Origin of the sequence: Mycobacterium sp. 852013-50091_SCH5140682, from assembly GCF_001665685.1 — a bacterium.
In the GTDB taxonomy this organism is placed as follows: Bacteria; Actinomycetota; Actinomycetes; order Mycobacteriales; family Mycobacteriaceae; genus Mycobacterium.
This window is the reverse complement of sequence record NZ_LZTB01000032.1, coordinates 23,436-39,601: the sequence shown is the minus strand read 5'-3', so window position 1 is coordinate 39,601 and position 16,166 is coordinate 23,436. Positions and strand designations below refer to the sequence as shown.

The 16,166-nt window shown below is 67.7% G+C and carries 13 protein-coding genes and 1 pseudogene; 5 read left to right on the top strand and 9 right to left on the bottom strand.

Going from position 1 to position 16,166, the window contains the following annotated elements:
- Positions 1 to 18 precede the first annotated feature (18 nt).
- Positions 19 to 1,251 carry a tRNA guanosine(34) transglycosylase Tgt gene (gene tgt / locus A5784_RS10795; RefSeq protein ID WP_064944897.1) on the bottom strand — a complete coding sequence of 411 codons (1,233 nt, stop codon included), beginning with the start codon at positions 1,249 to 1,251 and terminating at the stop codon, positions 19 to 21.
- Positions 1,252 to 1,319: 68 nt separating this feature from the next.
- On the opposite strand from tgt, the gene A5784_RS37475 reads away from it, so the two are divergent.
- Entirely contained in the window at positions 1,320 to 1,832 is a 513-nt protein-coding gene (locus tag A5784_RS37475; protein ID WP_156750494.1) for a lipoprotein LpqH, read from the top strand.
- A gap of 140 nt (positions 1,833 to 1,972) precedes the next feature.
- Here the strand turns inward: A5784_RS37475 and A5784_RS10790 are convergent.
- Positions 1,973 to 2,869: pseudogene (locus A5784_RS10790) on the bottom strand (haloalkane dehalogenase); the annotation flags it as partial.
- A gap of 137 nt (positions 2,870 to 3,006) precedes the next feature.
- On the opposite strand from A5784_RS10790, the gene A5784_RS10785 reads away from it, so the two are divergent.
- The 4 genes from A5784_RS10785 (at position 3,007) to A5784_RS10770 (ending at position 6,412) form a co-directional block, all read left to right on the top strand.
- Entirely contained in the window at positions 3,007 to 3,519 is a 513-nt protein-coding gene (locus tag A5784_RS10785) for a lipoprotein LpqH (protein WP_064944924.1), read from the top strand.
- A 93-nt stretch (positions 3,520 to 3,612) separates the two neighbouring features.
- Entirely contained in the window at positions 3,613 to 4,272 is a 660-nt protein-coding gene (locus tag A5784_RS10780; protein ID WP_064944896.1) for an SGNH/GDSL hydrolase family protein, read from the top strand.
- Complete coding sequence (locus tag A5784_RS10775) at positions 4,269 to 6,050, top strand: penicillin-binding transpeptidase domain-containing protein (RefSeq protein ID WP_064944895.1); 1,782 nt, start codon at positions 4,269 to 4,271, stop codon at positions 6,048 to 6,050. Before A5784_RS10780 ends, A5784_RS10775 begins: the two co-directional genes overlap by 4 nt.
- 128 nt (positions 6,051 to 6,178) lie before the next feature.
- On the top strand, positions 6,179 to 6,412 hold the full coding sequence (locus A5784_RS10770) for a hypothetical protein (RefSeq protein WP_064944894.1): 234 nt from the start codon (positions 6,179 to 6,181) through the stop codon (positions 6,410 to 6,412).
- A gap of 9 nt (positions 6,413 to 6,421) precedes the next feature.
- On the opposite strand, the gene A5784_RS10765 is transcribed toward A5784_RS10770, so the two are convergent.
- The 7 genes from A5784_RS10765 to A5784_RS10735 all read right to left on the bottom strand — a co-directional run bounded on the left by A5784_RS10765 (position 6,422) and on the right by A5784_RS10735 (position 15,976).
- A complete protein-coding gene (locus tag A5784_RS10765; protein WP_064944923.1) occupies positions 6,422 to 8,122 on the bottom strand; it encodes a diol dehydratase reactivase ATPase-like domain-containing protein in 1,701 nt (566 codons plus the stop codon).
- Positions 8,122 to 8,454: a diol dehydratase small subunit gene (locus tag A5784_RS10760; RefSeq protein WP_064944893.1), complete on the bottom strand. Its 333-nt coding sequence runs from the start codon at positions 8,452 to 8,454 to the stop codon at positions 8,122 to 8,124. Before A5784_RS10760 ends, A5784_RS10765 begins: the two co-directional genes overlap by 1 nt.
- On the bottom strand, positions 8,451 to 10,670 hold the full coding sequence (locus A5784_RS10755; protein WP_064944922.1) for a propanediol/glycerol family dehydratase large subunit: 2,220 nt from the start codon (positions 10,668 to 10,670) through the stop codon (positions 8,451 to 8,453). Before A5784_RS10755 ends, A5784_RS10760 begins: the two co-directional genes overlap by 4 nt.
- 89 nt (positions 10,671 to 10,759) lie before the next feature.
- Entirely contained in the window at positions 10,760 to 12,115 is a 1,356-nt protein-coding gene (locus A5784_RS10750) for a WS/DGAT/MGAT family O-acyltransferase (RefSeq protein WP_064944892.1), read from the bottom strand.
- 59 nt (positions 12,116 to 12,174) lie between these two features.
- A complete protein-coding gene (locus A5784_RS10745; protein WP_064944891.1) occupies positions 12,175 to 13,650 on the bottom strand; it encodes an aminotransferase class I/II-fold pyridoxal phosphate-dependent enzyme in 1,476 nt (491 codons plus the stop codon).
- Entirely contained in the window at positions 13,650 to 14,558 is a 909-nt protein-coding gene (locus A5784_RS10740; RefSeq protein ID WP_064944890.1) for a universal stress protein, read from the bottom strand. The genes A5784_RS10745 and A5784_RS10740 overlap by 1 nt, the downstream gene beginning before the upstream one ends.
- Positions 14,555 to 15,976 (bottom strand): amino acid permease, encoded by a 1,422-nt coding sequence (locus A5784_RS10735; protein ID WP_156750496.1) that lies wholly within the window; start codon positions 15,974 to 15,976, stop codon positions 14,555 to 14,557. Before A5784_RS10735 ends, A5784_RS10740 begins: the two co-directional genes overlap by 4 nt.
- Positions 15,977 to 16,166: the final 190 nt, after the last annotated feature.

The window sequence follows — 16,166 nt, the reverse complement described above, 5'->3', positions numbered from 1 at the left end:
CGTTGAAGAAGCGGCAGGTCAACGCACGGGCGCCCCGTAGTACCGCCCCAAGACGTGCGCGCGCAGCTCGTCGAACTCACCGGCGACGATCGCCGCCCGGATCTGGTCGACCAGCCGGATCACGAACCGCTCGTTGTGGATCGTGCACAGCGTCGCCGACAGCATCTCCTTGGCCTTGAACAGGTGCCGGATATACGCGCGCGAGTAGTTGGCGCAGGTGTAGCAGTCGCATTCCGCGTCGATCGGGGTGAAGTCCCGCTTGTACCGCGCGCCGGTGATGTTGAACCGCCCGGTCGCCGAGTACACCGCCGCGTTGCGCGCCACCCGCGACGGCGACACGCAGTCGAAGGTGTCCGCCCCGGCCGCGACCGCGTCGAACAGGTCGTCGGGTTCGCTGATGCCCAGCAGGTGCCGCGGCTTGTCGGCGGGCAGCTCGCTGCTGACCCAGCCGACGATGGTCGCCAGGTTTTGCTTCTCCAGCGCTCCGCCGATGCCGTAGCCGTCGAAGCCGTGCCCGTCCGTGGTGCGGATCCCGGCCAGCCCACTGGCGGCTTGCCTGCGCAGGTCCTCGTACTGCGCACCCTGGACCACGCCGAACAGCGCCTGCCGCGGCCGCTCGGGCGTCGAGGACTGCAGCCGTTGATGTTCGGCCAGGCACCGCACCGCCCACTCATGCGTGCGCTGCACCGAACGTTCCTGGTAGCCACGGGTGTTGACGAGCGTGGTCAGCTCGTCGAACGCGAAGATGATGTCGGCGCCGAGCTGGTGCTGGATACCGATCGAGACCTCAGGGGTGAACCGGTGCTTCGAGCCGTCCAGATGCGACCGGAACGTCACACCGTCCTCGTCGACCACCGCGAGCCGTTCCTTGCCTTTGGCGATGATGTCGTCGGTCTGCAGCCGCGACGTGTCCATCGCCAGCACCTTCTTGAACCCCACTCCCAGCGACATCACCTGAAAGCCCCCGCTGTCGGTGAACGTGGGGCCGGGCCAGTTCATGAAGGCGCCGAGCCCGCCGGCCTCGGCGACGATCTCCGGGCCGGGCTGCAGGTACAGATGGTAGGCGTTGGCCAGGATAGCCTGTGCACCAAGCTGTTTCATGGTCTCGGGCAGCACCGATTTGACGGTGGCCGCGGTGCCGACGGCGATGAACGCCGGGGTGTGGATGTCCCCGTGCGGGGTGTGGATCACCCCCACCCGACCCAGCCGGCCGGGCAGTTCGGCTTCGACGGTGAAGTACGGCTCGCCCACAGCAGGTATTCAACCGGATGCCCGCCCGATTTCCGTCATGGGGGCGGACGCGACCATACTCGTTTGTCGTGAAGCACGGATTCGTCATCGCCGCCGGAGCCGCGACGTTGCTGGTAGGGATCGTCGGGTGTTCATCGCAGAATTCGAGTTCGCCGGGCGGCTCCCAGGCGCCCGGCCCGAAGGCGTCGAGCGAGGAGCCGTCGACTTCGACACTGCCTCCGGTGTCGCCCGTGCAGCCCAATCAGGCCCGGGTGACCTTCGGCACCAACGACGCCGGACCGTTCACCGGCGTCGGGTGCGAGACCAAGGACGGGCAGACCACTATCAACATCGAGGGTCACCTGCACACCACCATCGAGCTCACCGACGGTGACGCGCCGACGGTGAAGTCGGTGAGCATCGGCGAAATCGGTTCTGATGGACCGGCACTGGCCTACGTCGGAGGCGTGTCCGGCACGCCCGTGGTCGCGACCCGCGACGGCAAGAACTACACCGTGACCGGCAGCGGCATGGGCTCCAACTCCGCGAGCAACGAGCCTCCGGTCGACACACCGTTCGACATCGCGGTCACCTGCCCCTGAGGCAGGTGTCGGCAACCGGTTCCGGGACCTTCGCCGTGGCGCTCGGCATCGGTGCCGGGCTCAGTTCCAGCCTGGTTGCGGCGCCTGCGGCCCCACGCTGACTCCAACCTCAACTCTGCCGAAAAAGGGACCTTGTCCCCGAGGAAGTCGACGATCGCCGCGGCGAGCTCCTCGCCCGCATCCTCTCGCAGGAAATGGCCGGCGTTGGCGATGACGGGGTGCTCGATGCCCTGGGCACCACGCATCTCGCGGCGGAAGATCCCTGCCATCGCACCCGTGATCGGATCACTGTCACTGAACGCGACGAGCATCGGGGTTTCACTGGCCGCCAGCACTTTCCACGCTGATCGGTTGGCGGCCGCGGCTGGATCGTCGGGTGTGGTGGGCACGAGCCCCGGCATCGCGCGCGGCCCGGCACAGTAGGTGTCGTCGGGGAACGGGGCGTCGTAGGCGGCGCGGACCGCATCACCGACCGGGCGACGACACCCGGACGCGACGAACCGGCCCACGTCGATGGTCGGCACATTCTGGATCGCGGTGCGGAACTGCCACCAGATCTCGGGCATCGGGATGTCGCCCGTCGGCAAACCGGTGTTGGCAACGACGATGCGCGCGAACCGATCCGGATGCTCGGCGGCCAGCCGCAACCCGATCAGGCCGCCCCAGTCCTGCCCCACCAGCGTTGCCGGGCTCAGGTCCAGCACGTCGAACGCCAGCGCCCGCATCCACTCCACATGCCGGGCGTAGCTGTGATCCTCGATGCGGGCCGGTTTGTCCGAACGGCCGAAGCCCACCAGGTCGGGGCAGATCACCCGGCGCCCGGCAGCGGTGAGGACCGGGATCATCCGACGGTACAGAAATGACCAGGATGGTTCCCCATGCAACAACAGCACGGGGTCGGCGTCGGGCGGACCCTCATCGATCCACGCCACCCGCAACACGCCCCCGTCATCGTCTGAGATCTCGGAATAGCTTGGTACATACGGGAATTCAGGGAGATCGCGAAACCGCTCATCGGGCGTGCGCAAGGTCTGCATGGTGCTGAACTTACGGCCGTTTCCGCTGCCGGGCCCGACAATTCGTCCAATCCCTCGCCGCCGCCGACACGTCACTCCATACTGCACAGGTATGGTCCGCCATCGTCGACGGGCCGCATACCTGGAGGAGAACAGTGGTGAAACGTGGGTTCGTAGTAGCCGTCGGGGGCGCGGCGGTCATCATCGCCGGTTTGTCGGGCTGTTCGTCGAGCGAGAAGAAATCGGAATCGGGTGGTTCGGCGGCGACGGCTACGCAGACCGCCACCGTGTCGGCTCCGGGAGGCAACGTTACCGCCAGCACCGGGACGGGCACCGCCAAGGTCACCATCGACGGTAAGGACCATCAGGTCCAGGGTTCGGTGGTGTGCGCGACGGTCGCGAACACCGTCAGCCTCACCATCGGGCAGGCGCCGACGGGCGTGAGCGCCACTCTCACGCCCGGTGATCCGCCGACGGTCACCGCCCTGGCGCTGGGCAACATCGACGGGGTGTCGCTCGGCTACACGCCCGGGGTGCCCGGCGGCAGCGCCGATGCCACCAAGGACGGAAACACCTACACGATCAAGGGCAACGCCACCGGGATGGACATGGCCAACCCGACGGCAGGAGCCATCACCAAGCCCTACGAAGTGGAGATCACCTGCCCCTGACTACGGTGCACGTGTGTGGGCCCGGCCGCTGATCGGCGTGCCGAGCGGCCCGGGCTCACACTCGAACCCGGTGGGATGTGATGTGCTTGGCCCATGGCGACCAAGCGAATTCTGTGTTTCGGTGACTCACTGACCTGGGGCTGGGTACCCGTCGCGGACGGCGCACCCACGGAGCGCTTCGCCCGCCACGTCCGCTGGACCGGCGTGTTGGCCGACCGGCTCGGCGCGGACTACGAGGTGATCGAAGAGGGGCTCAGCGCCCGCACCACCAACCTCGACGATCCGACCGACCCGCGTCTCAACGGCGCCGCGTATCTGCCGTCCTGCCTGGCGGCGCACCTACCGCTGGACCTGGTGATCATCATGCTGGGCACCAACGACACCAAGGCCTACTTCCGGCGCGAGCCGCTGGACATCGCGCTGGGCATGTCGGTGCTGGCGACGCAGGTGTTGACCAGCGCCGGTGGAGTGGGCACGAGCTATCCCGCTCCGCAGGTGCTGGTGGTCGCACCGCCGCCGCTCGCGCCCATGCCGCACCCGTGGTTCCAGCTGATCTTCGAAGGTGGACAACGCAAGTCGGCCGAGCTCGCCAACGTCTACAGCGCTCTCGCGTCGTTCATGAAGATCCCGTTCTTCGACGCAGGCTCTGTGATCAGCACCGACGGGGTCGACGGTATTCACTTCACCGAGTCCAACAACCATGACCTCGGCGCGGCCCTGGCCGAGCAGGTCCGCGCGATGGTGCCGGCATGAGCGGTCGCATCCCGATCGTGCTCGCAGTGCTCGCTCTGCTGCTGGGCATCGTCAGTTGCTCGTCGGCACCCAAACCTGCCGACGTCTTCGCCTCGTTCGCAGATGCCCTGCAGCGCAAGGATGCGCACGCTGCCGCCGAACAGACCAGTGATCCGGCAACGGCGGAAAAGACCATCACCGCGATGTTCAACGGCATGGGCGATCAGGCCAAGCTGGCCGTCGGCTCGTCTCCCACCGACGGCCAGGAGAACGGTTTCACGCTGAAGTACCAGTGGTCCTGGGGCGAGGGTCACGACTTCGCCTACGGCGCCACGGGTTCGGCCGCCAAGTCCGGCGACAACTGGCGCATCACCTGGTCCCCCACCGTGCTGCATCCCGACCTGAAAGACGGCCTGAGCCTTCAGTACAGCCAGGACAGTGAGCTGCAGACAGCCGTGCTCGACCGGACCGGTCAGCCGTTGATGACGTGGCAGACGGTCGGAGTCATCAACCTGGACCGCGCCCATCCGGAATCGGCCGCCGCCCTGGCAGGCCTGCTCAACCAGTTCGACCCCACCACCACACCGGATTCCATTGCCGCACAACTCAACGGAACCCAGGACGACCGCGTCACCGTCATCAAGTTGCGCGAAGACGATCTCGGCAAGGTCCGCGATCAGCTCACGCCGATCCCCGGCGTCACGGTCGTCGAACAGGGCCAGTTGCTCACGGCCAACCGGGAACTGGACTCCCCCGCGATCGGTGGCCTTGAGCAGATCTGGCACGACCGCATCACCCGGTCCGCAGGGTGGTCGGTCTATCTTGTCGACGCCAAAGGCGCTCCGGCACAACGCTTGATCTCCACTCCGCCAGCCCCGACCGACCCGGTGAAGACCTCGCTCGACATGCGGCTGCAGTTGCTCGCCCAGCAGGCCGTCACGCGCGAATCCCGCCCCGCCGTGCTGATCGCAATGTCGACTTCGACGGGCGGCATCCTGGCCGCGGCGCAGAACGCGGCCGCCGATCCGCAAGGGGCGATCGTGTTTTCCGGTCTCTACCCGCCTGGTTCGACATTCAAGACGATCACCACCGCGGCCGCCCTCAAAGCCAATCTCGTGACACCGCAGACCCCGGTCGCCTGTCCGGGGCAGGTCACCATCGAGAACCGCACGATCCCCAACGAGGACAACTTCGATCTGGGGACGGTGCCGTTGAGTTCGGCGTTCGCACACTCCTGCAACACGAGCATGGCCGCGCTGGCCGACAAGCTGCCCGCCGACGCGCTGACCAACACCGCACGTGATTTCGGCATCGGTGTGGACTTCACAGTGCCCGGCCTCACGACGGTCACCGGGAAGGTGCCCAACGCCGACACCGCCGCGCAGCGCGTCGAAAACGGCATCGGGCAGGGCACCGTGACGGTCAGCCCGTTCGGGCTCGCAGTCGCCGAGGCCAGCCTGGCGCATGGTTCGACGATCATGCCGACCCTCGTCGACGGCGAGAAGACCACGGCCGACAAGCCATCGGTTCCGTTGTCGCCCAACGTGGTTGACGCGCTGCGTGCGATGATGCGCCAGACGGTGACCGACGGCACCGCGGCCGAACTCCGCGACATCCCCGACCTCGGCGGCAAGACCGGCACGGCTGAGTTCGGCGACAACACCCACTCGCACGGTTGGTTCGCCGGCATCGTCGGCGATATCGCCTTCGCGACGCTGATCGTCGGTGGCGATTCGTCGGCCCCGGCCGTCACACTCACCGGCGAATTCCTGCGCCCGGCGCTGGCCAATACCGGCTAGCACTACCGCAGGAATGGCGGTATTCGGCACCCCGGGTTGGGTGTCAGCAGCGACGACACCGACGTGCTGGAGAGACAGGATTTAGTCATCGCCAACACAGGCGAACCACCAGCACTCAGGAGAGCATCATGAAGAACCCGATGAAGTTCGCCGCCGCCGCCCTGGCCGCCGCCGCGATCGGCGGAACTGTCGCTCTGGCCCCCATCGCTGCCGCCGACACCCAGACCACGAACACCGCCAGCGGTGCCAGCCCGCTGGTCCCCTACGGCACCAGCCCCGACGTCCCGTACCGGTTGGGCTACATCGATTCCAACCACGACGAGGCCAACACCACCACCAACAACGTGGATCTGCCGTTCTGAAGATGCCCGTCAGCCTCGCGACGCGGTGGCGTACAGATGCACCAGACCTGACGCCACCGCGAACCGCGGACCGTGTATCCCGTCGATATTGGCTCGGCCCACCACCACCGGTACCGCGCGCAGGGATTCGCCCACAGTCCGCAACAATTCGTCATCGAGTGCACCGCCGCCGGCCAAAACCAGTGCCGTCGGCGGTTTTTCGAATGCGGTGAGGCAGCGTGCGATGTTCGCGGCGACCGTCTCCTGCTTGATCGCCAGGCGCAGGCTGCGCCACTCCTCGGCCGCCAGCTTGTTCGAGAACGGCACCAGACCGGCACTGCCGCGGGTGCACAACCGCCCGATGGCATCGGCGGGAGCCGGGTTGTCGAGGAACACCCGCCTGCCGTCTTCTTCGTGCGCGACATGCGGCCCCTCGACGCGCAGAGCCGGGGTGCGCTTCACCCGCTCGGCCAGGGCCCGCGGAATGTTGAGCATCCGGGCCACGGCGACGGTTATGGTCTCCCCCGCGCCTGCCGCGGTGACGGTCCGGTCGACGCCGACCAGATCGATGGTGCCGCCGCCGATATCGCACACCACCGAGTCCGGCGGCAGCCCGGGCGTCGTCCGTGCCCCGCGCGCCGCGGCTTCCGGCTCGCTGGCGATGGTGTACGCCGGGCGCCCCGTCAGCTCCTGCAGGGTGGCGGCCGCGTCGGCGACGTGATCGGCGGCCAGCAGTGCCACAACCGTCCCGCGGGCGTCGGCGACCCCGCGGCGCAGCCACGCGCCATTGTCCAACGCCGAAAGATCGGTGAAAAAGGCGTCGTCGACGGTGATTTCGTGATCGGCGGTGGGGATCGAGCGCAGCCGGATCCGCAGCGGATCTCCGGGCGGGTCACGCCGCAGGATGCTGTGGGCCTGCGCGGGCGAGTAGCGGACAGGTGTGCCGTCGACGGTGAATTCGACGTAGTCGTCGTCGACGGCGGGCGGTTCGGGCGGCGCGGTGCGTCGGGTGACCGCGATCGCGGGGGCGTCGGCGAGTTCGCGGGTGAATTCGGCGATGTCGGGCAGTTGCTCATGCTCGAGTTCCAGGGCTGCGCACAGCGCGATCGGATCGGCGAGCGCTCGATAGGCCCGCCCCTCCGGCACCACCTCCACGGCGACCAACGCTCCTGGCGCAAGGCCGGCGACGTCGACCTCGTCGACGACCGGGATGTCGATCGGGATGCGGTTGCCGATCAGCACCGCGTCGTCTTGGGCGGCGATCACGCCGGTCACCGACCAGCCGGCCGCGAGCGCCGCGGTGATCGCGGCGGCTGCGACCTCGAAATCGGTGTCACCGTCGACGGACACGATGACCTGGTCCGCCGTGGCAGGGCCGGACAACGCGGCCAGCGGGACGTGGCGGCCAACGGCGAATCCGCTGCCGGCCGGCGTGCTGGCGTCCGGCTTGCGCAGGCTGCGCACCGGCGAACGCGGCGACGACGGGGGTGGCAGCGGCGCGGTGTCGGTGTCCACGGGGCGGATCGCCGACAGCACGAGCACCTGTGCAGACGCCCCCGCGTCGACCTCGATCCGGTGCAGCAGGGCCGCCGCCCCGTCGAGCGAATCCCGGGATCCCTTGCGGCCCCGGGTCGGTGCCTGCCCGTGTCCGACAGGCGTCACGACGCCGTCTTCGGCGCGGGCCAACACGATCTCGGTGGTGTGGTTGCCGATATCGATACCCGCGACGATCACCGCAGCAGACCCCGGCGGGCGTAGACCACGGCGGCCTGGCGCACCAGTTCGGCGCAACGCGCAGCGCCCCGCGCGGCCAGCGAGGCCTGCAACGCATCGAGTTCGGCGGCCGTAGACCGGTATGGCCGCAGCGCCTCGTACAGCGCCATCACCTCTTCATCGTCGATGGTGGCCAATTCGGCTGCGCGCCGGAAGTTCTCGGCGAGCTGCGGGTTGCCGTCCTGCTCGGCAACCGCGGCCTGATGGTCCAGCACGGCCGGGTCCATTCGCAGATCCGACAGCTCCAGCTTGCCGTCGATGGCAGCGGCGACGGTGAACTTCTCGCTCATGCTCGCGTCACCTTTACCGTCACGGGGCCTTGGCCCGGTTCACTGGCCTCACGCTCCAGCGCGACGAGCGCCACCGCGCGTGCGTGGTAGCGCGCTGATATGGACTCGTCGGTGCCCCCGGTGAGGATAGGGATGGGGGCCATGCCTTTGGCGTGCCGGGCCGCGTTGCGGCCGAGTTCACGGTAATTGCGGGCGGTCAGCAGCGGCGCCACGCTGAACAGCTCCAGGTTGGCCAGCGGCGCCAGATCACGACGGTGGATCAGCGCAGTCCCCTTGCCCTGCAACCCGATTCCGATACCCGACCCGGACAGTTTGGCGGCCGTCAGCCCGATCAGCCCGACATCGATGGTCGAGCGCACGCGGACGAACCGCGGCACGCATCCCTCTTCCTCGAGCCCCGCGGAGATCTGCCGGATCACCTCACCGATGGTCAGCCCGCACAGCGTCAGCCAGACACTGCGACCCAACGCCGGGGACAAGCCGATGCACACCTCACGGGGGTCACGGCCTTGGCGCGCCGGTTCGACGTCGGTGACGACGATGTGCCCGGCGTGTTCGGCCTGATCGGCGGTCAACTCTGCGGCGCTGCGTTGCTGGCGGATGTCGTCGATCTCGGCACGGCGCTCCTCGCTCAGGGTGTACCCGGTGCCCGGGCCCGCGTAGTCGTTGGGGTCGGTGATCTTCGACAGCACCCGGAACTGGTCGTCGAAGATCGCCGAGGTCTGTAACTGGTCGCCCTGCAGGCGTTCTCGCGTCAGCCGCATGATGGCCTCGGCTTCCTCGGCGAAGCCGGTGCGGTGCAGCGACGCGACCACGTCGAACACCGTGAGTTGCTTGGCCTCGATGGCGGCCGCCGCCTCGGCGACGGCCTTCGGGTCACCCGGCGGCAGATCGCGGGATCCGTTGGCGGCCACCACCTCATCGATGTGGCTGTCATCGAAGTCGGCCAGACCGAGATCGCGGTACACCGCCTGCACAGCGCGCGCCGCGCGGCGTCGCACCCGGGCCAGATGCTCGGCAGACACCGTCCGCAGCCCGCCGTCGGCACCCCAGTCACGTTGCAGGACAAGGAAATCGTCCATGTCGTCGGAGTTGAAATTGGACAGTGCGAACGCGTTGTCATAGCGCGGGATCGAACCGAACCCGGAGAAGATGAAGTCTGCCCCGGCCAGCAGCACCGGCAGCGTGTGGGCGCTGCGGCGGATGTCGGACTCGGAGATCAGGTTGTCGTTGCCCGCACACGATTCCAGGTCGCGCATCATCACCATGAGGTTCTCGGCAAGCAACTCCTTCATGCCCTCAGGCACCGAGGCCACCACCCCGACCCCGTCGATGCCGCCGTTCTGCACCCCTTGGGAGCCCAGCGCGCGGGCCAGCGACACGCACCGCGATTCCAGATAGAGGATCGAGCACTTCTCCGCCGCTCCCATGAGCACCTCGGCACCGCCACCGCTCGTCACCCGCATCTTCAACCCGCGCGACGCGTAAGCACTCGTGAGGATCGCCTTGGAGAACGGGGTGTCGTCGCCGTCGACGAACACCTGCTCGGTGCCGTAGATGGAGATGGTCTCGGCGTAGCTGGTCAGCCCGCGCAGCCCCAGCCGCAGCTCCAGCGCTTCCTCGATGGAGCACTGCGCCATCGCGCCGGGTGTCCCCACCTGCGAACCGATCAGCAGCGCAACGGCATTCGACGGCGCGTCGCCGAGCACCGGAACCGTCGTCTCGACCTCGCGGAAACCGTAGGCCACCGCGCTGGCCGCATCGGCGGCGATCAACAGTGGGTCGTCGAGTTGATTGGTGACGTGCGCCTGGTTGCTCGGCGTGCGGCGAGCGCGCATCTTGGCCATCGCCATCTGCATCTCGACGGGCGTCATCACCGCTATCACCCGCGCCAGCTTGGCGGGGGTGGTGCCGCCGATCAGCCGGACCACCTCCGCGCGGGGCACCCCGGGGTCGACGGCCATCCGCGCGAGCGTGACGTCGGGACACGCCATCGCCTCGGCGGCCACGGCGAGATCCAGCCCGTAGCGGGCGATGAATTCGTCGATCACGTCGAAGTCAGCAGCGGCCTTGCCGTCCAACTCCACGACCTCACCGTCACGGACCACCAGCGACGGCTCCGGATCGTTGGGGCTGCGCATCGCGGCCAAGCCCAGATCGGGGTTGGTGACGCTGAAACCGTCGAGGTTGACCGGTTTCGCATCGAGAATCCGCATCCGGCCCAGGGTCACACCATCGCCATCCGTCACGGAAACCATTTTGCGCGAACGGCAGTATTTGGTCTACCCAATACGGGTTTTTGGTGTCATGCGCCGGTGGCGGCCTCCAGACTCTTGAGTGAGTCCTCGAGGTGGCTGAGCATCCGCTGCAGATGCGGCACGCTGCGCCGGCACCCGACCAGACCGAAGTCGAGATTGTCGCCGTTGTTGGCCAGGGTGATGTTCATGGCCTGGCCGTCCAGCGCGATGGACAGCGGATAATTGCCGTCCAGCCGCGCCCCCTTCCAGTACAGCGGCTGCCGCGGGCCGGGAACATTGGAGATGACGAGGTTGAACGGCGGCGCGGTCGCCTTGACGAAGCCCGGCACCGCGGCCAGCCCGAGCGGCGCGATCATCAACGCGGACAACGCCAATGCCTGCACCCGGGGCAGCTCGGAGAAGATCTGCTTGTTGCCGCGCATCGACTCACTGATAGTGGTGAGCCGCTCGGCCGGGTCATCGCTGTCGGTGGCGAGGTTGCACAGGATCGACCCGACCAGGTTGCCACCCGCATCGGCCTCGTTTTCCGAACGCAGGCTGACCGGGACCATCGCGATCAACGGCCGGTCGGGCAGTGCGGCCTGCTCCACCAGATAAGCCCGCAGCGCGCCTGCGCACATGCCGAGCACCACGTCGTTGACGGTGACGCCGCTGGCCTCTTTGATCCGCTTGAACCGCTCCAGCGGCCAGGACTGCGCCGCGACCCGGCGCGCGCCGCCGATCTTGACGTTGAACATCGTCTTCGGCGCCGCGAACGGCAACGTGAGCTGCTGTTCGAGCAACGCGGCCCGGGCGAGTTTCACCGTCGACGGCGCGATCCCGACGGCGGCACCCGCCGCATCGGTCACGGTGCGCAACAGCGACGAGCTCTGGTGCTGGCGCTTCTTGCGCGGCAGGTCCCACGGCACCCGGACCTCGGTGTCGGCGGGATCCTCAGAGAGGGTGCGCATGATCAGCTTGAGTGCCGACACACCGTCGATCAACGAGTGGTGCAGCTTGGTATAGACCGCGAACCGGCCGTCGGCGAGCCCCTCGATCAGATGGGCCTCCCACAGCGGGCGATGCCGGTCCAGCAGGCCACTGTGCAACCGTGACGTCAGTTCGAGCAGGTCACGCACCCGGCCCGGCGACGGCAGCGCCGATCGGCGAAGGTGGTAATCAAGGTCGACGTCGTTGTCGTAGGTCCAGCCGACGTTGGCGATGGCGCCGAGGATGGTGGCCGGATGTTTGCGGAACACGGGCTGAAAGTCGGTGTGCGCGACCATCTCTTCGTACAACTCGCGCACGAATTCGGGGCTCGCGCCGGCCGGCGGCTCATAGAGTGCCAGACCACCGACATGGAACGGGTGCTCACGCGTCTCGGCGATGAGGAACATCGAATCGGTCGGCGACATGAACTCCATGCGACCATTCAACGCTTCGGCGCGCGGCGGCAATGCAGTTCCAGCGAATCCCCGGCCCGCTACGGCTCCTTGGCCAGCACGTTGATGGTGTGGAACGTGGGATCGCTTGCGCCGTGCAACTTTCCGCCACCGTCGGCGATCTCGCGCAGATAGGTGATGATGTCCGCGTCGATGCGCTCGCCCGGCAGCAGCGCCGGGATTCCCGGCGGGTAACTGGCGATCGACTCGCACGAGATCCGCCCTGCGGCGTCCTCCACCGCCACCTGCTCGGCCTCGCCGAGGAACGCCTCGCGCGGCGGGATCGCAACCTCGTAGCCCAGCGACGCGGCAGGCGGCACGATCAACGGGGTGTCGCCCGGCACCTTGAGCCGCTTGACCACCTCTTCGACGTCGCCGGCCACCCGCAGCAGGTTCGCGGTGGATTCGCCGAGGCCGATCACCAGCACGATGGTCGCGTGCAGCGGCAGCTCGACATGCACGTCGTAGCTCTGCCGCAACGCGTCGGCGATCTCGTATCCGGTGCGGCCGGTGTGCCGCACATCGAGCACGATGCGCAGCGGGTCGTAGCCCGTCACGCCCATCCGGCCGACCATCGACTCGTCGACCAGGTCGATGCCGTCGATGCTCTTGAGCTTCTCGCTGGCCAACCGGATCGCCACCAGGGTTTCGCTCAGCAGCTGCTCACCGTGCATGACGAGTTGGCGTCGTGCCGCGTCGAGCGAGGCCATCAACAACGACGACGGACTCGTCGAGCGCAGCAGCCGCAGCGCCCGGCCGACCGCGCCGATGTCCACGCGCCCGGTGTCGGCGATGTGCAGCATGGCGGCCTGGGTCAGAGCGCCGGCAATCTTGTGCGTGCTGGTCAGCATGGCGTCGGCACCCTGCGACAACGCTGTCGGCGGCAGCCCGTCATGGAAGCCGAAGTGCGGGCCCCACGACTGGTCGACGATGAGCGGCACGCCGCGCGAATGCGCCACCTCGGCCAGGCCGGCGATGTCTGCGGCCATGCCGAAGTACGTCGGCGACACGATGAACGCGGCTCTGGCGTCGGGAGCGTTGTCCAGCGCTGCGGCCAGGGACTCGGGCGTCACGCAGTGCGCGACGCCGAGCACGTCGTCGTACTCGGGTGCCACGAAGCTGGGGATGCCACCGGAGAGCACCAACCCGTCGACGATTGAGGCGTGCGAATTGCGTTGCGCCACAATACGAGTACCCAAGGGCGCCAGCGCCAGACACAGGGTGTGGTTGCCCTGCGTCGCGCCGTTGGTGAGGAAGAACGAGCGCGCCGCACCGAACGCCTCCGCCGCGAGCCGCTCGGCCTCGACGTACGGTGACGGCTGCGGCCCGATATCCACACCCCAGAGCCCCAGGGGCACATCGGATGCGAGCGCGTCGATGCCGATCGCCTTGACCAGCGCAGGATCCGCGCCGGGCCCGCCCTTGTGACCGGGCGTGTGATAGCGGGCCGCACCGCGGAACGAATACGCCAGCACCGCATCGAGATACGGTGCGTTCGGCTGTTCAGGGGCGCCCATCAGTTCCCACCCTTCGCTTCGGCGAGCTCCTCGGCCGCCTCACGCGGCACCACGATGACCGGTACCGGTGCGTGTCGGACGATCTTGGTGGCCCGCGATCCGAGGAACACCCGTGCGACCGGGCCTGTCTCGCTCGATCCGATCACGAGCACCTCGCCGGGCTGCCATTCGATGCTCTCGAAGGCCTCATCCCAATCGCGTCCGTGCCCCAGCACGATCTCCGGCCGGGAGGCCTGCGGCTGACCGCCCGACGACAGCGCCTTCTCCGCCGCGGCGTAGATGTCTTCGGTCCACTCGGCCAGCACGGCGCCGTGCTCGTCGCGGAAGCGCGCCGTCTCGGGCGGCGAGAGGTGAACGGCGAAGGATGCCAATCGCAACGCACACCCGTACTCCGCTGCCATCGCCCGCGCCGAAACCAGCAGCAACGAACTCTGTTCACCGCCGGTGAAGGCCAGCGTGATCCGGCTGATCTTCTTGCCGGAGGCCCGGAACCCACGGGGAGCCACCGCGACCGGTAGGTGCGAACTGTGCAGCAACCGGTCGGCGACACTGCTCAACGAGATGTAACCGAACTGACCGGAATCGGACGATCCGGTGACGATCACGCTGGCCTGGTGCTGCGAGGCGGCCTCCAGCAAGCCGGCGGAGGCCGACTTCGCGTGGACCGTGACGAATTGGGCCGATACGTCGCGGGCCAGGTCCTCGCGGGCCTGGGCGACGGCGGTGTCGACCAATTCGTCGATGTAGGCGCGGTACCCCTGGTCGGCCCGGGACAACCCCGGCGTCCACGGAGCCGGGATGACCACGCACACCAGCAGATCCTGGCCGCTGGTTCGCGCCAGCATGCCCGCCAGACTGAGCACCGCCTTGGCCCGCCGCTTGAGCGGATACCCGACGAGGATGGTCATGGCTGGGGCTCCTCCTTCGCCGCGTCCTTCGCCGCGTCCAGCCCGACGTGCTCGTGCCTGCCGAGATGTGAGTGACTGCGCGCGTAGACGAAGTACCAGACCAACGCCAGCCCCACCCAGATCACGAAGACATAGATCGTCACCAGCCGCAGGCTCGCGATGATGCACAGCGCACCGAGCACCGAGAGGATCGGCGTGATCGGGTACAGCGGAACCTTGAACGTACGGGGCAGTTCCGGCGCGCGGCGGCGCAGCACGATGACGCCGATGGACACCGTCACGAACGCGGCCAGAGTGCCGACGCTGGTCATCTCCGCGAGGAAGTTGATGGGGATGAAGCCCGCGAGGATCGCGATGACGATCGCGACGATGATCGTGTTGGGCACCGGGGTCAGGGTCCGCGGATTCACCCGGTGGAAGATCGGCGGGATCATGCCGTCGCGCGACATCGCGAACAGGATGCGGGTCTGCCCGTACACCGACACGAGCGTCACGCTGAAGATCGAGATGATGGCGCCTGCGGCCAGCACGGTACCCGGCCAGGACTGCCCGGTGACGTCCTCCAGGATCTTCGCCAGCCCTGCTTCCTGACCGTCGAACTGGCCTGCCGACTGGGCGCCGAGGGCGACCAGGGCCACCAGCAGGTACATCGCCGTCACGGTGATGAGCGAGATCATGATGGCCAGCGGAAGGTTGCGATGCGGGTTCTTGGCTTCCTCACCCGCGGCGGCCACGCCGTCGAGGCCCACGAAGGTGAAGAAGATGATGCTCGCCGCCGTGAGGACGCCGCCGACGCCGTGCGGCGCGAACGGTTGCATGTTGGCCGAGTTGAAACCCTGGATGCCGATGAGGATGAACATGACCAGCACGGCCAGCTTGATGGCGACCATGATCGCGTTGGTCTTGGCCGACTCACTGACGCCGCGGATCAGCAATAACGCACACATCAGGATGAGGATGATGGCAGGCACGTTGCAGATGCCGCCCTCCTCGGGCGCGTTGGACAGCGCCGCGGGCAGTTGGAAGTGGAAGACGTTGAGCAGGAACTGGTTGACGTACTGCGACCAGCCGACGGCGGTGGCAGCACCGGCCACACCCCATTCCAGCAACAGGCACGCGCCGACACCGAGGGCGACCACTTCACCGAGCGTCGTATAGGCGTAGGAATACGACGAGCCGGACACCGGGACCGCGCCCGCCAGTTCGGCATAGCACATCGCGGTCAACCCTGCGACGACCGCGGACAGCACGAACGACCACAGCACGGCCGGGCCCGCGATGGGGACCGCCTGGCTGAGGATGAAGAAGATGCCGGTGCCGATGGTGCCGCCGATGCCGATGGCCGATAGGCCCCAGAGCCCGATACTTCGCTTGAGCTCGCTTTTACCGGTGTCGGCACCCGTTTCGGCGTTGATCATGCCCACCGGTTTGCGGCGCAGGGCCTGTTCTGTGAGAGATGCCACGAGTCCTCCTCAGTAAGACGCCGTTGTCTGACTAGCTGCTGCGACGTGGTTGGCCGCCGGCTGAGTCAGCGAGCGTCCCGGCGGCCAGGCTACGACTGCACAGTTCAGTGGACTGCCCGTTACGTAACAGTGGTGCGATATTGTG

What these genes read in the sequence shown, in the direction of transcription:
- A5784_RS10755 (WP_064944922.1), bottom strand. Translation starts at nt 10,670, where the DNA reads ATGCGGATTCTCGATGCGAAACCGGTCAACCTCGACGGTTTCAGCGTC.
- A5784_RS10760 (WP_064944893.1), bottom strand. Translation starts at nt 8,454, where the DNA reads ATGAGCGAGAAGTTCACCGTCGCCGCTGCCATCGACGGCAAGCTGGAG.
- A5784_RS10735 (WP_156750496.1), bottom strand. Translation starts at nt 15,976, where the DNA reads ATGATCAACGCCGAAACGGGTGCCGACACCGGTAAAAGCGAGCTCAAG.
- A5784_RS10740 (WP_064944890.1), bottom strand. Translation starts at nt 14,558, where the DNA reads ATGACCATCCTCGTCGGGTATCCGCTCAAGCGGCGGGCCAAGGCGGTG.
- A5784_RS10745 (WP_064944891.1), bottom strand. Translation starts at nt 13,650, where the DNA reads ATGGGCGCCCCTGAACAGCCGAACGCACCGTATCTCGATGCGGTGCTG.
- A5784_RS10780 (WP_064944896.1), top strand. Translation starts at nt 3,613, where the DNA reads ATGGCGACCAAGCGAATTCTGTGTTTCGGTGACTCACTGACCTGGGGC.
- A5784_RS10775 (WP_064944895.1), top strand. Translation starts at nt 4,269, where the DNA reads ATGAGCGGTCGCATCCCGATCGTGCTCGCAGTGCTCGCTCTGCTGCTG.
- A5784_RS10750 (WP_064944892.1), bottom strand. Translation starts at nt 12,115, where the DNA reads ATGGAGTTCATGTCGCCGACCGATTCGATGTTCCTCATCGCCGAGACG.
- A5784_RS10770 (WP_064944894.1), top strand. Translation starts at nt 6,179, where the DNA reads ATGAAGAACCCGATGAAGTTCGCCGCCGCCGCCCTGGCCGCCGCCGCG.